This is a genomic window from Sphingosinicella sp. SM1-17, assembly GCF_056821765.1.
In genome coordinates this window covers 2,749,162-2,765,279 of sequence record NZ_JBPDIO010000001.1, presented here as the reverse complement: position 1 = coordinate 2,765,279, position 16,118 = coordinate 2,749,162, and the positions used below count along the sequence as shown (strand labels likewise).

The following is a 16,118-nucleotide window of genomic DNA, read 5'->3' as shown; positions in this document are numbered from 1 at the left end:
GCGCACCTTAGTAAGGAGACGCCACCCTGCCAAGCATCTTCCCCCCTCCTCAAGCGGAGAGGAGCCAGTCCTTCAGGAGACCGGCTCGGGCCGGTTCACGCCAGACGCCGCGGCCACTTCGGCGGCGAAGTCGTCGACCTTCTTCTCGATTCCCTCGCCGAGCTGGAAGCGGACATATCCCTTCAAGGTGATGTCCTTGCCCAGCCGCTTCGCCTCGGCCGCGATCACGTCCTCGACCTTGCTCTTCTGGTCGATGACGAAGATCTGCGAGAGCAGCGCATTCTCCTTGCGGAACTTGGCCAGAGCGCCTTCCACCATCTTCTCGACGATGTTGGCGGGCTTGCCTGACTCGGCCGCCTTCTCGCTGGCGATCACGCGCTCGCGCTCGACGAGTTCAGGATCGAGATCCTCGCCACGAAGCGCCAGCGGGTTCGCCGCGGCGATGTGCATTGCGAGCTGCTTGCCGAAATTGCCCAACTCCGTCTTGTCGGCTTCGCTCTCGAGCGCGACGAGAACGCCAATCTTTCCCAGACCGGTGCCGACGGCATTGTGGACATAGGAAACGACGCTGCCCTGACCCACTTCAAGGCGAGCGGCGCGTCGAAGGGACTGGTTCTCGCCGATCGTGGCGATGTTGTTGGTCAGAACCTCGGAGACGGTGCCGCCGCCCGGATATTGGGCGCGGCCGAGCTCCTCGATGTCGGCACCCGTTGCCAGGGCAATCTGGGCGACGTTGCGGACGAAGTCCTGGAACTGATCGTTCTTGGCGACGAAATCGGTTTCGCTGTTGACCTCGACAGCGGCGCCGATCGTATCGAGCACGGCAACCCCGATCAGGCCTTCGGCGGCGACTCGGCCGGCCTTCTTCGCGGCGGCCGCAAGGCCCTTCGTGCGCAGCCAATCGATAGCGGCTTCCATGTCGCCGCCGGTTTCGTTGAGCGCGCGCTTGCAGTCCATCATGCCGGCGCCGGTGCGCTCGCGCAGTTCCTTCACAATCGCGGCCGTGATCTCAGCCATGTCTCTCTTCCTTCTGTCTCCCCTGGTCCAGCGATCGCTGGCATCGGGGCTGTGGTTGGGTGCGGGCCGTGGCGCCGAGGCTCTGCCTGTTCCGCCGCAGCGTCCGTCCAGGACAGGCAAGGCCGTCCCTCCCGCGGACGGGAGGGGCGAGATCAAGCCTCCGCGAGCGCCTGTTCAGCCGGCGGCTCATCCATCGCGCCAATATCGACTCCGCGAGCGGAAGCGCCGCCCTGCTTGCCGGCGAGAACCGCATCGGCGATCGCATCGCAATAAAGTCGGATCGCCCGGCTCGCATCGTCATTGCCCGGCACCGGGAAAGCGATGCCCTGTGGGCTGACGTTGGTGTCTAGGATTGCGACGACCGGAATGCCGAGCACGTTGGCTTCCTTGATCGCCAGCTCTTCCTTGTTCGCATCAATGATGAAGATGATGTCCGGCAGGCCGCCCATGTCGCGGATTCCGCCCAGCGACAGTTCGAGCTTGTCCCGCTCACGAGTGAGCTGGAGGACTTCCTTCTTGGTCAGGCCGGCAGTGTCGCCCGCGAGCTGCTCCTCAAGCGACTTGAAGCGCTTGATCGAGTTGGAAATCGTCTTCCAGTTGGTCAGCATTCCGCCGAGCCAGCGATGATTGACGAAATGCTGGCCACAGCGCCGGGCTGCCTCGGCGATCGGATCCTGCGCCTGCCGCTTGGTGCCGACGAACAGCACCTTGCCTCCGGCGGCGGCCGTTTGGCGGACGAAGTCCAGAGCCCGCGCGAACAGCGGAACGGTCTGCGACAAGTCGATGATGTGAACACCATTGCGCTCGCCGAAGATGTACGGCTTCATCTTCGGATTCCAGCGGTGGGTCTGGTGGCCGAAATGCGCTCCGGCTTCTAGCAATTGCTGCATGCTGACGTCGGTGGACGCCATGGTCTTTCTCCTTCCGGTTCTACCTCTGCGGTGCCGAGAACCCCGATCGGGGCACCGGTATGGTGGCTTCCGCATGTGGAATGGCGGCCACTTAAGGTTCAGCGCGGCCGAAATCAACCCTGCTTGACAGCGGAACAAAAGACGAACATCTTGGTGTCTCAACGTCGTTGCGGATCGAGACGGCCGCTTCTTCGTTCAATTGTGGATAATCAAGGGGATAAGCTGTGGCTCACTTTGCGGCGATTCTGTTCTTCTTCGGCCTGCTGCTGGCCCTGGTCGTGCTTCTTGAGCTTACTGTGAAGGCCCATCGGGCGGAGATCGTCGCCGCCTTGCGCGGCCGGGCGTTTGTGCCGGCACCGATCCTGGCTCGGCGGGCGGTGGATCCACGATCGGCGCGGCGCGCTGTCGCTTGACCCTGGCATAGCTTGCAATGCTGAACGGCATCGTCGCCAGATAGAGCAGCGCCACGATGCTCAGCGTCTCCCAGGGCGCGGAGAAGACGGCGGCGCCGACCAGTGCGATGATGACGATCGCTTCCAGCCTGACATTGCGTCTGAGCCTGAACGACCCCCAGGAGAAGGTTGCGATGCTCGAAATGGCGAGAAAGGCGATCAGCGCGGCCCAAGCGGCGGCCAGCCGATAATCGCGGAGCCAGTCCCACTGTTCGTCGCTCGCCAGCCAGAGAATGATCGGCAGAAGAAGCAGCCCGGCGCCGGCGGGCGCGGGCACTCCCGTCAGGAAGCCCGCCGACTTGTGCGGCTGATCCTCGACATCGATACGAGCGTTGAACCGGGCGAGGCGCAGGGCCATGCAGGCGGCGAAGGCGACCGCGAAGATCCAGCCGATGCGCGGCCAGGTCTGAAGCACCCACAGGTGAAGGATGATTGCCGGCGAGACGCCGAAGGCGATCACGTCGGACAGGGAGTCGAGTTCGGCGCCGAACCGGCTTTGCCCCTTGAGAGCACGAGCGATGCGACCGTCCATTCCGTCGAGCACGCCGGCCGCGACAATGGCGTAGATCGCATTGTCCCACTCCCCGGCGATGGCAAAGCGAACTCCGGTGAGGCCGACGCAGAGCGCCAAAGCGGTAACCGCGTTCGGTACGACCGCCCGGAGCGGAATGCCCTTCCGATCCCGCTCGACCGGCGCCGGGCTCACTGGGCGACGCCCTCGATCAGTTCCGAAACACCGGTTCGGGCGATGATCGTCTCTCCGGCGACGGTGCGCTGCCCGAGCAGGACCTGCGAGGAGGTTCCGGCCGGCAGGTAGACGTCCACTCGACTTCCGAACCGGATCAGTCCGACCCGCTGCCCCGCGACGACCCGATCGCCTGCCTTGATCCAGGGGACGATTCGGCGGGCAACGAGACCGGCGATTTGGGTGAAGGCAATCTGACTTCCGTCCTCGCCCCTGACGAGGATGTGCTGACGTTCATTGTCCTCGCTGGCCTTGTCGAGGTCGGCGTTGAGGAACTTGCCCGGAATGTAGACGACCCGGCTGATCGTGCCGGAGATCGGCGAGCGGTTGATGTGAACATCGAACACGCTCATGAAGATGGAAACCCGGATCACCGGTTCGTCCTTGAGGCCATCCTCACCGACCAGTTCCCGCGGCGGCGGCACGGTCGTGATCATCGTCACGAGTCCGTCGGCAGGTGCGACGATCAGCCCCTCGCCCGTCGGCGTGGTCCGGATCGGATCGCGGAAGAAGGCTGCCGTCCAGATGGTCAGGCCGGCGGCAAGCCAGCCGACCACGTCCCAGTCGACGATCCACCAGAACAAGGCAGTGATCGCGGCGGCGATGACGACGAACTTGCGACCTTCCGGATGCACGCTCGGCATCCGGTAACGGACGTTGCTCGTGACGATGTCGGGCTTTTCGAGCGAGCTCATCGCGGGACCTTTACGGTGCAGACCCACAGGCGGCAATGGTGGACGTTGCCCCACCGGTTACCTGACGGCCTATCGAGCCGGTCGCAATCGATCGCGGCGAAGCACGGAGGTCGTTGCGGTTGATCGACCGCCCGGCTCCGCTTACACGACCCGCACGCAACACCACAGGGCAGGAAAGCAAGCAGCCAAATGGCGAAGATCAAGGTGAAGAACCCCGTCGTCGAGCTCGACGGCGACGAGATGACCCGGATTATCTGGCAGTGGATCCGCGAAAGGCTGATCCTCCCCTATCTCGACATCGACCTGATCTATTACGACCTGGGGATCGAGAAGCGGGACGAGACCGAGGACAGAATCACGGTCGAGGCCGCCGAAGCCATCAAGCGGCACGGCGTGGGCGTCAAGTGCGCCACGATCACTCCCGACGAGGCTCGGGTGGAAGAGTTCGGACTGAAGAAGATGTGGCGTTCCCCGAACGGCACCATTCGCAACATCCTCGGCGGCGTAGTGTTTCGGGAACCGATCGTGATCGACAACGTGCCTCGGCTCATTCCCGGCTGGACCGACCCGATCGTCGTCGGCCGCCACGCTTTTGGCGACCAGTACAAGGCCACCGATTTTCGGGTTCCCGGTCCCGGCAAGCTTACCATCAAGTGGACCGGCGAGAATGGCGAGGAAATCGAACATGAGGTGTTCGACTTTCCCGAAGCCGGAGTCGCCATGGGCATGTACAATCTGGACGAGTCGATCCGCGATTTCGCCCATGCCTGCTTCAATTACGGGCTCCTGCGTGGCTGGCCGGTCTACCTTTCGACGAAGAACACGATTCTGAAGGCCTATGATGGCCGGTTCAAGGACATCTTCCAGGAGATCTACGAGAGCGAGTTCCGTGATCGATTCGAGGCGGCGGGAATCGAATACCAGCATCGCCTGATCGACGACATGGTTGCCTCCGCGCTCAAGTGGAGCGGCAAGTTCGTCTGGGCCTGCAAGAATTACGACGGCGACGTGCAGTCCGATCAGGTCGCTCAGGGCTTTGGTTCGCTGGGCCTGATGACCTCCATCCTCCTCACGCCCGACGGCAAGACCGTCGAAGCGGAAGCGGCGCACGGCACCGTCACGAGGCATTTCCGAATGCACGAGCAGGGGAAGGCGACTTCCACCAACCCGATCGCATCGATCTTCGCCTGGACCGGCGGCCTCAAGTATCGCGGCCGATTCGACGGCACGCCCGAAGTGACCCGGTTCGCCGAAACGCTCGAGAAAGTCTGCATCAAGACGGTGGAAGAAGGCAAGATGACCAAGGACCTCGCGATCCTGATCGGTCCGGACCAGAGCTGGATGACCACCGAGCAGTTCTTCGAGGCGATCGTCGAGAATCTGGAAGCAGCGATGGCGGAGCAGCCCTGAGCACCGGGCGCGTAAATTGCTGACAAGCGGCGTGGAAGCGGCATAAGGGTCGCATGACGCACGATTTCAGCACGTCCGGGCTCAGCGACGCGCTCGTCATCCTCGGCGCAGCCGGGATCGTCATCCCGACCTTTGCCCGCTTCCGGATCAGCCCGGTCATCGGCTTCATCCTGGTTGGCATCCTAGTGGGGCCGGCGGGCCTCGGCGGAATGACCGACACGGCGCCCTGGCTCCACTTCGTCACGATCTCCAATCGTGAGGCGATCGAGCCGTTCGCCGAGTTCGGGATCATCCTTCTGCTCTTCACCATAGGGCTGGAACTATCGTTTCGTCGCCTCTGGGGCATGCGCCGGCTCGTCTTCGGAGTTGGGGCAGCCGAACTGCTGGGAGCGGCTCTGATCATCGCTCCGGCTCTGTACCTGCTTGGCCAGAGCGTGAGTGGTTCGGTTGCGCTTGGACTCGCCCTCGCTTTATCCTCGACCGCCGTCGTCCTACCGCTGGTCGGCACCTCCAGTCCGGTGGGCCGCTCGGCCTTCGCCATGCTCCTCTTCGAGGATCTGGCTATCGTTCCGATCATCTTCGCGATGGGTGCGCTCGCCCCCCATGCCCAAGCTGACGGCGTCTCCGGTTTGCTAACGACGCTCTGGGTCGGCGGGCTGGTCGTCATCGGAATGCTCGTGATCGGCCGATTCATCCTGCCCCGACTCTTCGCGCAGGCGGCTCGAACCAAGAGTCCTGAACTTTTCCTGTCGGTCAGCCTCCTCGTTGTCATCGCATCAAGCGTGGCCACCGCCGCGGCGGGCCTTTCGCCCATTGTCGGCGCGCTGGTCGCCGGGATTCTGATTGCCGAGACCGAGTATCATGGCGAAGTCGAAGTGATGACTGCCCCGTTCCGGGGACTCGGCCTCGGCGTTTTCCTGATCACCGTCGGGATGAGCCTCGACCTCGGTTTCATCCTGCGCAACTGGGCCGGATTGCTGCTCGCTCTGACCGGCGTGATGCTCGTCAAGACGATCGTGACGGCCCTTCTGCTGAGGCTTGGCGGAAACAGCCGAGCGGTCGCCGCGGAAGCCGGGTTGCTCATGGCTTCCCCATCGGAAACGACCCTGATCGTCCTTGCCGCAGCCGCTGCGGCCGGGCTGATCGGTCGGGACACCGCCGCCTTCTGGCAGATCGTGACCGCCATGGGACTGACCCTGACGCCGCTCCTGGCGCGTTTGGGTCGCGACGTCGCCCGGCGGATCGATCGCAGCGTCGATGATGGCAGCACGGATATTCGACCGACTCGCGAGGACCCCCGCGCCGTCATCATCGGCTTCGGCCGGGTGGGACGGCTGGTCGCCGAAATGCTGGCGCAACACGCGCGGCCTTATGTCGCCGTGGATTCCAACATCGATTCGGTGGCAGCCGCACGTCGGGAAGGCTTTCCAATAATCTTCGGCGACGCGTCGCGCCCGGAGTTGCTCGACCGGCTCAATCTCGGACATGCCAGCGCTCTGATCCTGACGATGGACGATCCCGTTCAGGTCGTTCGGCTCGTCAAGAAGGTACGCAGCTGGTGTCCGGACCTGACCATCGTGGCTCGTGCCCGGGATCCGGAACATGCCGCCGAACTCTACCAGGCGGGCGCGACAGACGCGGTTCCCGAAACGCTAGAATCCTCGCTTCAGCTCTCCGAGGCGGTGCTTGTCGACCTCGGCATGGCGATGGGACCGGTCATCGCCTCGATCCACGAGAAGCGGGCCGAACTGCGAAAGCAGATCATGGAAATGGGTCAGCTGAGCGATGAGCCGCCGCAGCGCGGCAAGAGGCTTCGCGACGCCTTTCAAGGCTGAACGACTGGCCGAGCAGCTTGCGCTCTGCTAGCGTTCGCTATCTGTTCCGTGGAGGACTCATGTCAAAGCGCTCCGGCAGCGCCGATCTTCCCTTGCACGGTGGGCGTGTGCCCGCCTGGCTGGGGGAACGGATGACCCGGCTCGGCACGGTTGTCGCCGAGGCGATCGTCCACCATTATGGCCGCGACGAGCTGCTCAGGCGGCTTTCGCACCCCTTCTGGTTCCAGTCCTTCGGCGCGGTGATGGGCATGGACTGGCATTCGTCCGGAATCACCACCAGCGTGGTGGGAGCGCTGAAGCGAGGCCTCAATCCCGTTGCGAGGGAACTCGGCGTCCATGTCTGCGGCGGTCGCGGCCGGCATTCGCGCCAGACCCCCGCCGAACTGTTGGCGGCCGGCGAGCGGGCCGGCTTCGACGGCGGCGAGCTGGCAAGGGTCAGTCGGCTGGTCGCCAAGGTCGACAGCGCCGCCGTTCAGGACGGTTTCGACCTGTATCTGCACGGCTTCATCGTCACTGACGACGGCAAGTGGACGGTGGTCCAGCAGGGGATGAATGAAGCGAGCCGAACGGCGCGTCGCTATCACTGGCTGTCCGAGGAACTGACAAGCTTCGTCGACGCGCCGCACTCCGCGATCGAAGGCAAATGCCAAGGAGAGATCGTGAATCTGGCCGACCGACGCGCTTCGTTCTCGCGCCAGGCCCAGCTTGCTCTCCTGTCGGAACTCGGTCCGGAACGGCTGACCCGTGAAGTCGCGGCGCTTCGCCAGGTCGGTACCGGCGCGCAGCCGGAGCTCCCGCACCTCATCCTCCCCTCGCACCACGACGTAAGATCAGGCGACGTCCAGCTCCGCCGACTGCACGGGACGCTGGTGGCCGCCGCCGAAGCCGGTCCGAAGGACTTCCCCGAGCTCCTGATGACTGCGGGCGTCGGCGCTCGGACCGTACGCTCGCTGGCGATGGTCGCCGAAGTGATCCACGGGGCGCCTTGTCGATTTGCCGACCCGGCCCGCTATTCGCTCGCCCATGGCGGCAAGGACCGCCACCCCTTTCCCGTGCCGCTTAAGGTCTACGACCAGACCATCGCCATTCTCAAAAGCGCGGTCGGAGCGGCAAAACTTGGGCGGAAGGAAAAGCTGGACGCCATCCGTCGGCTCGACGAGCAGGCGCGCAGGCTCGAGCCTTACGTGGGCGGTCCCTCGTTCGAGCGCTTGATCGCCGAGGAACGCGCCCGGAGCCATGACTATGGCGGGATGAGCGTGTTCGGCCCGGAGCCTTCGCCTCAGGCGGGTACCGCCTCCAGCGCTCCCCGGACCGCCTGAAGCGCCTCCGGAGCCCTGCTCCCGTCCGGTCCGCCGCCCTGGGCCAGGTCCGGGCGGCCGCCGCCGCCCTGCCCGCCGAGCGCCTCGACCGCCCTGCGGACGAGTTCAACGGCGTTGCGCTGTTCGGCGAGATCCTCCGTCACTCCAACGGCGACGCTGGCGCGCCCGTCATTGACCGCGACCATGGCCACCACTCCCGACCCGATCCTCTTCTTCGCTTCGTCGATCAGGCTTCGCAGACCCTTTGGATCCATCCCATCGAGGATCTGGCCGATGAAGGCAGTGCCGGCGACCTGCTCGGGGCCGGAGGCCTCCTTGGACGCGCCTCCGCCCATCGCCAGCGCTTTCTTGGCCTCCGCAAGCTCGCGCTCGAGCCGGCGCCGCTCCTCGATCAGCGTCGCGACACGGGCCGGCACCTCGTCGGGCGAAGCCTTGAGCGTTGCCGCAGCCTCGCGAAGTCGATAGTCCCGATTGAGCAGCCAGCGGCGCGCAGCCTCGCCGGTCACGGCCTCGATGCGGCGCACTCCGGAGCTGACTGCGCTCTCCGAGATGATCTTGAAAAGCTGGATGTCGCCGAGTGCGCTGACATGGGTGCCGCCACAAAGCTCGACGGAATAGCTGCTCCCCGGGGCGCGACCCATTGAGAGGACCCGCACCTCGTCACCATATTTCTCGCCAAACAGAGCCATGGCGCCGGCCGCGATCGCCTCGTCGGGGCTCATCAACCGCGTCGTGACCGGCTCGTTCTCGCGGATGTGGCGATTCACTTCTTCTTCGAGCGCCTCGATATCTTCGGATGTGAGCGGCCTGGGATGCGAGAAGTCGAAACGAAGCCGGTCGGGAGCGACCAGGCTGCCCTTCTGGGTGACGTGGGTGCCCAGCCGGTTGCGCAAGGCGGCGTGAAGTAGGTGGGTGGCCGAATGGTTGGCGCGAACTCTGGAGCGACGCTCCGCATCGACGACGAGGTGCACGGCTTCGCCTACCGCCAACTCTCCGGATCGGATCGCGACATGGTGGGCGTGCAATCGACCGAGCGGTTTCGACGTGTCTTCAACTTCAGCTTCCAGACCCTTGTCCGAGCGGATGAATCCGCTGTCGCCAATCTGCCCGCCGCTTTCCCCGTAGAAGGGAGTCTGATTGGTCAGGATCACGGCCGTGTCACCGGCGGAGGCGCGGTCGACCCGGACTCCGTCCTTGACGATGGCGAGGACCTGGCCTTCGCCTTCATGGCCGGCATAGCCGATGAACTCCGTCGAACCGAACTCCTCGGCGATATCGAACCAGATGTCTTCGGAGGCTTTGGCGCCGGAGCCCTTCCATGCCGCCCGGGCGGCCGCCTTTTGCTCGGCCATGGCCGCGTCGAAACCCGCGCGATCGACGTAGAGTCCTTGAGCACGGAGGGCGTCCTCGGTGAGGTCGTAGGGAAATCCGTACGTGTCGTAGAGGCGAAAGGCGACGTCGCCGGGCAGGATTTCCCCCGCCTTCATCGAAGCAGTCGCCTCCTCCAGCAGCCGTAGTCCCTTGTCGAGGGTCTGACGGAAGCGGGTTTCCTCGAGCTTGAGAGTCTCTTCGATCAGAGGCTGAGCACGAACCAGCTCCGGGTAAGCCGCGCCCATCTCGGCGACCAGCGCGGGAACCAGCCGGTGCATCAGCGGGTCCTTGGCCCCCAGGATATGGGCATGGCGCATGGCGCGGCGCATGATTCGCCGGAGCACATAGCCCCGCCCCTCGTTCTGCGGGAGTACGCCGTCGGCGATGAGGAAGCCGGAGGCCCGCAGATGGTCCGCAATGACCCGATGACTTGCCTTCTGCTCGCCCGTCGGCACCGAGCCGGTCAGTTCCGCCGACGCGGCGATCAACGCCTGGAACGTGTCCGTATCGTAATTGTCGTGAACTCCCTGGAGCACGGCAGCGATCCGCTCCAGGCCCATCCCGGTATCGATCGACGGCCGCGGCAGGTCGCGGACGATCTCATTGTCCTCCTGCTCATATTGCATGAAGACCAGGTTCCAGATCTCGGTGAACCGATCCCCGTCCTCGTCAGCCGATCCGGGCGGACCTCCCGGAATCTTGTCACCATGATCGTAGAAGATTTCGGAGCAGGGTCCGCAGGGGCCGTTGTCCCCCATCGCCCAGAAATTGTCCTTGGTCGGGATGCGGATGATCCGGGCTTCCGGCATTCCGGAAATCTTGCGCCAAAGGTCGAACGCCTCGTCATCCGTATGGTAGACGGTCGCCAGCAGCCGATCCTTCGGAATCCCCCACTCTTGGGTGATCAGGTTCCAGGCGAGCAGGATCGCCCGTTCCTTGAAATAGTCGCCGAAGGAGAAATTCCCCAGCATTTCGAAGAAGGTGTGGTGGCGGGCCGTGTAGCCGACATTGTCCAGGTCGTTGTGCTTGCCGCCGGCGCGCACACATTTCTGCGAGGAGACGGCGGTCGCATAGCCGCGCTTTTCCTGGCCGGTGAAAACATTCTTGAAGGGGACCATGCCTGCATTGACGAACATCAGGGTCGGATCGTTCTGCGGAACCAGAGGTGCCGACGGAACGACCTCATGGCCTTCGCTCCGGAAATGTTCGAGGAATGTGCGCCTGATGTCGTTGGTCGAGGTCATGGACGGCGATGTAAGCCACGTGCTGCGCTGCGGCAAGCAGGGGGCAGCCACCTGAACGGCTCCGATCCGAGCTTCTTCCGCTATTGCGGCGATGCCGCTAAGGTCGGGACCAGAGAAGCTGCAAGGAGGATCAGCATGCTCCGTCAGTCCGCCACAGCCCTTGCGGCCGCTTGCGCTCTGATCGCGGCGACCGCCTCGGCCCAATCGGGGAGCCCTTCGCCCGAGTCTTCCGCGCCGGCGCGCGCGGACCTTCCCGCCAACGTCCGGATCTACGAAGTACCGGCGGGAAGTCGGCCCCACGACGTTGCGCCCGCGCCCGACGGCAAGGTCTGGTATACGGGCCAGCGCCGTGGAACGCTTGGCATACTCGACCTGCAGTCGGGACAGGTCAGGGAGATCCCGCTGGGCGAGGGCTCGGCCCCCCATGGGGTCATTCAGGGACCGGACGGCGCTGCCTGGATCACCGACGGCGGGCTCAATGCCATCGTTCGGGTCGATCCCCGCACTGAGGAAGTGAAAGCCTGGAGGCTTCCCCCCGATTTTCCGGACTCGAACCTCAATACCGCCGCTTTCGATGGCGAGGGCGTGCTATGGTTCACCGGCCAGACCGGCGTCTATGGCCGGCTTGATCCACGCACCGAGGAGATGCGTGTGTGGCGCGATCCTGAAGGCCGTGGGCCCTATGGCATTGCCGCGACGCCGGCGGGCGACATCTACTACGTTTCTCTCGCGGGCAGCCATCTTGCCCGAATCAACCGGCAGACCGGCGAGGCGGCCATCATCGAACCGCCCACCCCGCAGCAGGGAGCCCGACGAGTCTGGGCAGACAGTCGCGGGAACCTCTGGATCTCCGAGTGGAATAGCGGGCAGCTGACCCGTTACGATCCCCGAACCGGTGAATGGCGGAGCTGGAAACCCGAGGGAGAAAGACCACGGGTCTATGCCGTTTATGTCGATGATCGGGACATCGTTTGGATCAGCGACTTCGGCGCGAATTCGGTGCTTTCCTTCGATCCCCAGTCAGAGCGGTGGACCCGCTATCCAGGAAGCGGCGACAACAGCAACGTTCGCCAGATCCTCGGGCGCCCCGGCTGGATCTATCTTCCCGAATCCGGCCTCGATCGCATCATGGTCATCCGAACCGCCGAGGGATCGTGAACCCCCTGGCGTGGGCGGGTGTCGCGGTCCTTGCCGCGAGCGCCTCGGCTGCGGCTTCGCCTCCCGCTTCTGCCGACGGGGAGCGGATCTACCGGCGCTGCTATGCCTGTCATGCGATCGAGCCGGACGGAAACACGCCCGCCGGTCCAACACTGCATGCAATTGTTGGCCGGCCGATCGCCTCCGAACCCGGATTTGACTATTCGCCCGCGCTTCGGCGACTGGCGGACCGTCAGGGTCGCTGGACTGCGGAGCTTCTCGACCGCTTCATTGCCGACCCGGAATCGGTTGCTCCTGGAACCGAGATGGGTTTTCTGGGGATCCGCGAGCCCGACCAACGACGTGCCCTCATTGACTGGCTCGCTCGAACCAGCCGTTGACGCAATCTGGCGGCTTTTTGCCCCATCCCCCTTGCGCTCGGTGAAGATTGGGTCAAGTCTGACAAGTCCCACAAGGCGCGGCGCCGCGTCTTCCTCGCGGATGCCGCTCGGCACGTGAAGGAGACGATCATGCCCGAAAGAGCAGCAGGCACCAGGACCATCGCGCTCGTCGGGCCTGGCGGCGCTGGAAAGACCAGCCTCGCCGAGGCCCTGCTTTTCGCAACGGGGGCGATCAGTCGGCAAGGCTCGGTTGCCGACGGCACCAGCGTCGGCGACTTCAGTCCGGAAGCGCGGGCGCGGGGCGGCTCGACCGAGATCAACTTGATGCATCTGGATTATCTCGAAGATCGCTACGCCCTGATCGATGCTCCGGGCTCGGTGGGCTTCGCTGCCGACGGCGCACTCGGCACCGCCGCCGCCGACCTTGCCATCGTCGTCATCGACCCAGACCCGGACCGGGCCCTGCTCGCCGAGCCGACCCTGCGGCAACTGGAGACGCTCGGCATCCCGCACATGATCTTCGTCAACAAGATCGACCAGGCACGCGGGTCCATCCAGGGGCTGCTGGAGGCGCTTCAGCCGATGAGTGCCTCACCCCTGATCGCTCGCTGGATCCCGATCCGTGATGGCGAGAAGATCGCCGGCTTCGTCGATATCGCTCTTGAACGGGCCTATTATTATCGGCCTGGTCAGCCTTCGGAGCAGAAGGCCATCCCGCCGGATCTCGCAGATCGGGAAAGCCTCGAACGCAGTCAGATGCTCGAACGGCTCGCCGATCATGACGATGCGCTGCTGGAGGCCCTGCTCATGGACGAAACGCCCGATCCGCAGACCATCTATTCGGATCTCGCGAAAGAAACGGGTGCCGGCCAGATCGTGCCCGTCCTGTTCGGCTCTGCGATCAACGATTTCGGTGTTCGGCGGCTCCTCAAGACGCTTCGCCACGAAGTCCCCGATCCGTCGGCGGCGGCAAAGCGCCTCGGCGCGGCCGGCGGCTGCGCCTTTGTGTTCAAGGTCTCGAACAGCGGCGCGATGGGACGGCTGACCTATGCGCGCGTCTTCGGCGGTACGCTGAAGGAAGGAGCCGAACTCAGGGGACCCGAGGGACAGATCCGCGTCGGAACCCTGTTCGCGGTTCAGGGAGAAAAGAGTGCGAAGCTCGCCGAAGCCAGAGCCGGCGATGTCGTTGCGATCGCCAAGCTTGAAGGCGTCAGCGCCGGGCAGTGGCTGACAAGCGGCGAAAGCCTGCCTGCGACCGAAGTCCCGCGGCCGGTCAGGAACTATGCACTCGCCATCTCCACCAGGGACCGCAAGGATGACGTTCGACTCTCCACGGCCCTCCACAAACTGACCGAAGAAGATCGATCACTCGAGTGGGAACAGGACGAGGTGATGCACGAGACTCGGCTCAGGGGCGTCAACGATGAACATCTCAAGGTCACCCTGGACCGGCTGAAAAGGCGCTACGGAGTCGCTGTGGACTCGCGTCCTCCCCATGTCGGATACAAGGAATCGATCCGCAAATCGGTGACTCAGCGGGGCCGGCACAAGAAGCAGTCCGGCGGCCATGGCCAGTTCGGAGACGTGGTACTTGAAGTGAAACCGCTGCCCCGCGGTTCCGGCTTCAGGTTCGCCGAGCGTATCTCTGGCGGAGTTGTGCCGAAGCAATGGATTCCCGCGGTCGAAGCCGGGGTGCGGGACGCCTTGGTGAAGGGCCCGCTCGGCTTTCCCGTCGTCGATGTGGCGGTCACTCTTGTCGACGGATCGTATCACAGCGTCGACAGCTCCGAGATCGCCTTCCGGACCGCCGGTCGGATAGGAATGTCGGAGGCTCTGGCCCAGGCCTCGCCGCACCTGCTCGAGCCGGTTTTGAAGGTGACGGTGACGGCGCCGGGTTCTGCCACGTCACGCGTGACTTCGGCGATTGCCAGCCGGAGAGGACAGATGCTGGGCATGGGACCGCGCGAGGGGTGGTCGCGCTGGGACCGGATCGAGGCGCTGTTACCGGAAGCCGAAATGCAGGGTTTCGATGCCGAGCTTCGCTCATTGAGCCAGGGACTCGGCACCTACGAAGCCGAATTCGACCACCTCGCCGAGCTGAATGGGGCGTTGGCGGAGAAGGTGGTTCAGCGGGAGCTCGAACCGGCCTGAGCCTTCAGGAGGGGTGCGCTTCCGCAACGGAAGCGCTTTCTCCGCCGGGCAGGGAAGATTCCGCTTCCGCCGGCTCCCCGGCGGAGATCACCTGGGCGGCAACGAGATCGCCGACGACGTTCAATGTCGTTCGGCACATGTCGAGGAAGCGGTCGACGCCGAGTACGAGCGCTATCGCTTCCGGCCGGATACCCACCATGGCGAGGATCAAGGCCACGACCGGCAGCGATCCCGCCGGGACGCCGGCAGTGCCGATTCCGCCGAGGATGCAGACCAGCATCACCATGACCTGCTGCCCTAAAGTGAGTTCGATGCCGAAAAACTGCGCCAAGAAAATGACGGTAACGCCCTCGAACATGGCCGTGCCGTTCTGGTTGGCGGTCGCGCCGATGGTGAGAACGAATCGTGCCACCCGGCGCGGAAGGCCGAGCTGCTCGTCCGCTACCCTTAGAGCGGTGGGCAAGGTGGCGTTTGACGAGGCCGTGGAAAAGGCCATCAGGCTCGCTTCCTGAGTCTGACGGAAGAAGTCCACGGGGCTCTTGCGACCCAATGTGGTGAGCAGCAGCGGAAAGACGATGAACATCTGGATGCCAAGAGCAAGCAGCACCACCCCGACATAAGCAGACAGGCGAACCAGCAAGTCCCAGCCAAACAGTGCGGCGAGGTTGAACATGAAACAGGCGACGGCGATCGGCGCCAGTCGGATGACGATCATGATCAGCCGCATCGTGACGTCGAACAGCCCTTCGAAGCCGGTCTTCAAAGTTCGAGCGGCCGGCGTATCGGTGAGCATCAGGCCGATTCCGAAGAACAGAGCGAAGAACATCACCGAGAGGATCGTGCTGTTGCTTCCCATCGCCTCGACGAGGTTGTTCGGGATGATGCTGACGAACGCGTCAATTCCGGTCGGCTGCTCGCGTCCGGTTTCGATTATCTGGCCGGCCCGCCCCTCCTGCTCGGCAAGAAGAGCGGCGGCGGCTTCACGGTCCACACCGGCGCCCGGCTGGAGCAGGTTGACGACGGCAAGGCTGACCATCACCGCGATCGAGGAAACGATCACCGTATAGGCCAGGGTCCTGAGGCCGACGCGCTTGAGCGAGCGGATCTCGCCCATCTCCGATACCCCGACGACTAGCGCCGAGAAGAGCAGCGGAATGACCAGCATGAAGATCAGCCGCAGGAAGACCTGGCCGATCGGTTGGGTCACATATTGAGTGACGGCCTCGACCCAAGGAGCATCGGGCTGGGTGACATAGACGAACAGGCCTGCGATCAAGCCGACGAGGAACCCAATCAGCATCTGCATGTGCAGCGCCATCCGACGCGGCTTGGTGCTTTGCATAGATGTCGATCCCCTCTGCTTTCTTGCGCGGCATCCGGGCGCCCGGCGGCCTAAAAGTCAACACTCCATTTGATCGGAGTGGCGATGT

At 64.3% G+C, this 16,118-nt stretch carries 12 protein-coding genes; 6 read left to right on the top strand and 6 right to left on the bottom strand.

What is annotated here, in order from left to right; all coding sequences use genetic code 11:
• Positions 1-72 precede the first annotated feature (72 nt).
• The 4 genes from tsf to ACRYLT_RS13800 form a co-directional block, all read right to left on the bottom strand.
• Positions 73-1,017, bottom strand: a complete 945-nt coding sequence (tsf, locus tag ACRYLT_RS13815) for a translation elongation factor Ts (protein WP_482664667.1) — start codon at positions 1,015-1,017, stop codon at positions 73-75.
• A 152-nt stretch (positions 1,018-1,169) separates the two neighbouring features.
• Complete coding sequence (gene rpsB, locus ACRYLT_RS13810) at positions 1,170-1,928, bottom strand: 30S ribosomal protein S2 (protein WP_482664666.1); 759 nt, start codon at positions 1,926-1,928, stop codon at positions 1,170-1,172.
• Between the two features lie 291 nt (positions 1,929-2,219).
• On the bottom strand, positions 2,220-3,086 hold the full coding sequence (locus ACRYLT_RS13805; RefSeq protein ID WP_482664665.1) for a CDP-alcohol phosphatidyltransferase family protein: 867 nt from the start codon (positions 3,084-3,086) through the stop codon (positions 2,220-2,222).
• Positions 3,083-3,820, bottom strand: a complete 738-nt coding sequence (locus ACRYLT_RS13800; RefSeq protein ID WP_482664664.1) for a phosphatidylserine decarboxylase — start codon at positions 3,818-3,820, stop codon at positions 3,083-3,085. Before ACRYLT_RS13800 ends, ACRYLT_RS13805 begins: the two co-directional genes overlap by 4 nt.
• 189 nt (positions 3,821-4,009) lie before the next feature.
• On the opposite strand from ACRYLT_RS13800, the gene ACRYLT_RS13795 reads away from it, so the two are divergent.
• Genes ACRYLT_RS13795 through ACRYLT_RS13785 form a run of 3 tightly spaced genes read left to right on the top strand, consistent with a single transcriptional unit; the run spans position 4,010 to position 8,384 of the window.
• Positions 4,010-5,230: an NADP-dependent isocitrate dehydrogenase gene (locus ACRYLT_RS13795; protein WP_482664663.1), complete on the top strand. Its 1,221-nt coding sequence runs from the start codon at positions 4,010-4,012 to the stop codon at positions 5,228-5,230.
• Between the two features lie 53 nt (positions 5,231-5,283).
• A complete protein-coding gene (locus ACRYLT_RS13790; protein ID WP_482664662.1) occupies positions 5,284-7,065 on the top strand; it encodes a cation:proton antiporter domain-containing protein in 1,782 nt (593 codons plus the stop codon).
• Between the two features lie 59 nt (positions 7,066-7,124).
• On the top strand, positions 7,125-8,384 hold the full coding sequence (locus ACRYLT_RS13785) for a DUF763 domain-containing protein (protein WP_482664661.1): 1,260 nt from the start codon (positions 7,125-7,127) through the stop codon (positions 8,382-8,384).
• Here the strand turns inward: ACRYLT_RS13785 and alaS are convergent.
• On the bottom strand, positions 8,345-10,999 hold the full coding sequence (gene alaS, locus ACRYLT_RS13780) for an alanine--tRNA ligase (protein WP_482664660.1): 2,655 nt from the start codon (positions 10,997-10,999) through the stop codon (positions 8,345-8,347). The two genes, ACRYLT_RS13785 and alaS, sit on opposite strands and share 40 nt — an antisense overlap.
• A 135-nt stretch (positions 11,000-11,134) precedes the next feature.
• Here alaS and ACRYLT_RS13775 point away from each other — a divergent pair, with 135 nt between their 5' ends.
• The 3 genes from ACRYLT_RS13775 (at position 11,135) to ACRYLT_RS13765 (ending at position 14,688) form a co-directional block, all read left to right on the top strand.
• On the top strand, positions 11,135-12,157 hold the full coding sequence (locus ACRYLT_RS13775; RefSeq protein ID WP_482664659.1) for a Vgb family protein: 1,023 nt from the start codon (positions 11,135-11,137) through the stop codon (positions 12,155-12,157).
• Positions 12,154-12,537, top strand: coding sequence for a c-type cytochrome (locus tag ACRYLT_RS13770; protein WP_482664658.1), 384 nt, complete (start codon positions 12,154-12,156; stop codon positions 12,535-12,537). Before ACRYLT_RS13775 ends, ACRYLT_RS13770 begins: the two co-directional genes overlap by 4 nt.
• Positions 12,538-12,666: 129 nt before the next feature.
• Positions 12,667-14,688, top strand: coding sequence for an elongation factor G (locus ACRYLT_RS13765; RefSeq protein WP_482664657.1), 2,022 nt, complete (start codon positions 12,667-12,669; stop codon positions 14,686-14,688).
• A 4-nt stretch (positions 14,689-14,692) separates the two neighbouring features.
• Here ACRYLT_RS13765 and ACRYLT_RS13760 read toward each other — a convergent pair whose 3' ends face one another.
• Complete coding sequence (locus tag ACRYLT_RS13760; RefSeq protein WP_482665451.1) at positions 14,693-15,988, bottom strand: dicarboxylate/amino acid:cation symporter; 1,296 nt, start codon at positions 15,986-15,988, stop codon at positions 14,693-14,695.
• Between the last annotated feature and the right edge of the window lie 130 nt (positions 15,989-16,118).

Excerpts from the sequence above, each read along its gene's own strand:
- rpsB (WP_482664666.1), bottom strand. The coding sequence starts at position 1,928 with ATGGCGTCCACCGACGTCAGCATGCAGCAATTGCTAGAAGCCGGAGCG.
- ACRYLT_RS13760 (WP_482665451.1), bottom strand. The coding sequence starts at position 15,988 with ATGCTGATTGGGTTCCTCGTCGGCTTGATCGCAGGCCTGTTCGTCTAT.
- ACRYLT_RS13785 (WP_482664661.1), top strand. The coding sequence starts at position 7,125 with ATGTCAAAGCGCTCCGGCAGCGCCGATCTTCCCTTGCACGGTGGGCGT.
- tsf (WP_482664667.1), bottom strand. The coding sequence starts at position 1,017 with ATGGCTGAGATCACGGCCGCGATTGTGAAGGAACTGCGCGAGCGCACC.
- ACRYLT_RS13790 (WP_482664662.1), top strand. The coding sequence starts at position 5,284 with ATGACGCACGATTTCAGCACGTCCGGGCTCAGCGACGCGCTCGTCATC.
- ACRYLT_RS13765 (WP_482664657.1), top strand. The coding sequence starts at position 12,667 with ATGCCCGAAAGAGCAGCAGGCACCAGGACCATCGCGCTCGTCGGGCCT.
- ACRYLT_RS13775 (WP_482664659.1), top strand. The coding sequence starts at position 11,135 with ATGCTCCGTCAGTCCGCCACAGCCCTTGCGGCCGCTTGCGCTCTGATC.
- alaS (WP_482664660.1), bottom strand. The coding sequence starts at position 10,999 with ATGACCTCGACCAACGACATCAGGCGCACATTCCTCGAACATTTCCGG.
- ACRYLT_RS13800 (WP_482664664.1), bottom strand. The coding sequence starts at position 3,820 with ATGAGCTCGCTCGAAAAGCCCGACATCGTCACGAGCAACGTCCGTTAC.
- ACRYLT_RS13795 (WP_482664663.1), top strand. The coding sequence starts at position 4,010 with ATGGCGAAGATCAAGGTGAAGAACCCCGTCGTCGAGCTCGACGGCGAC.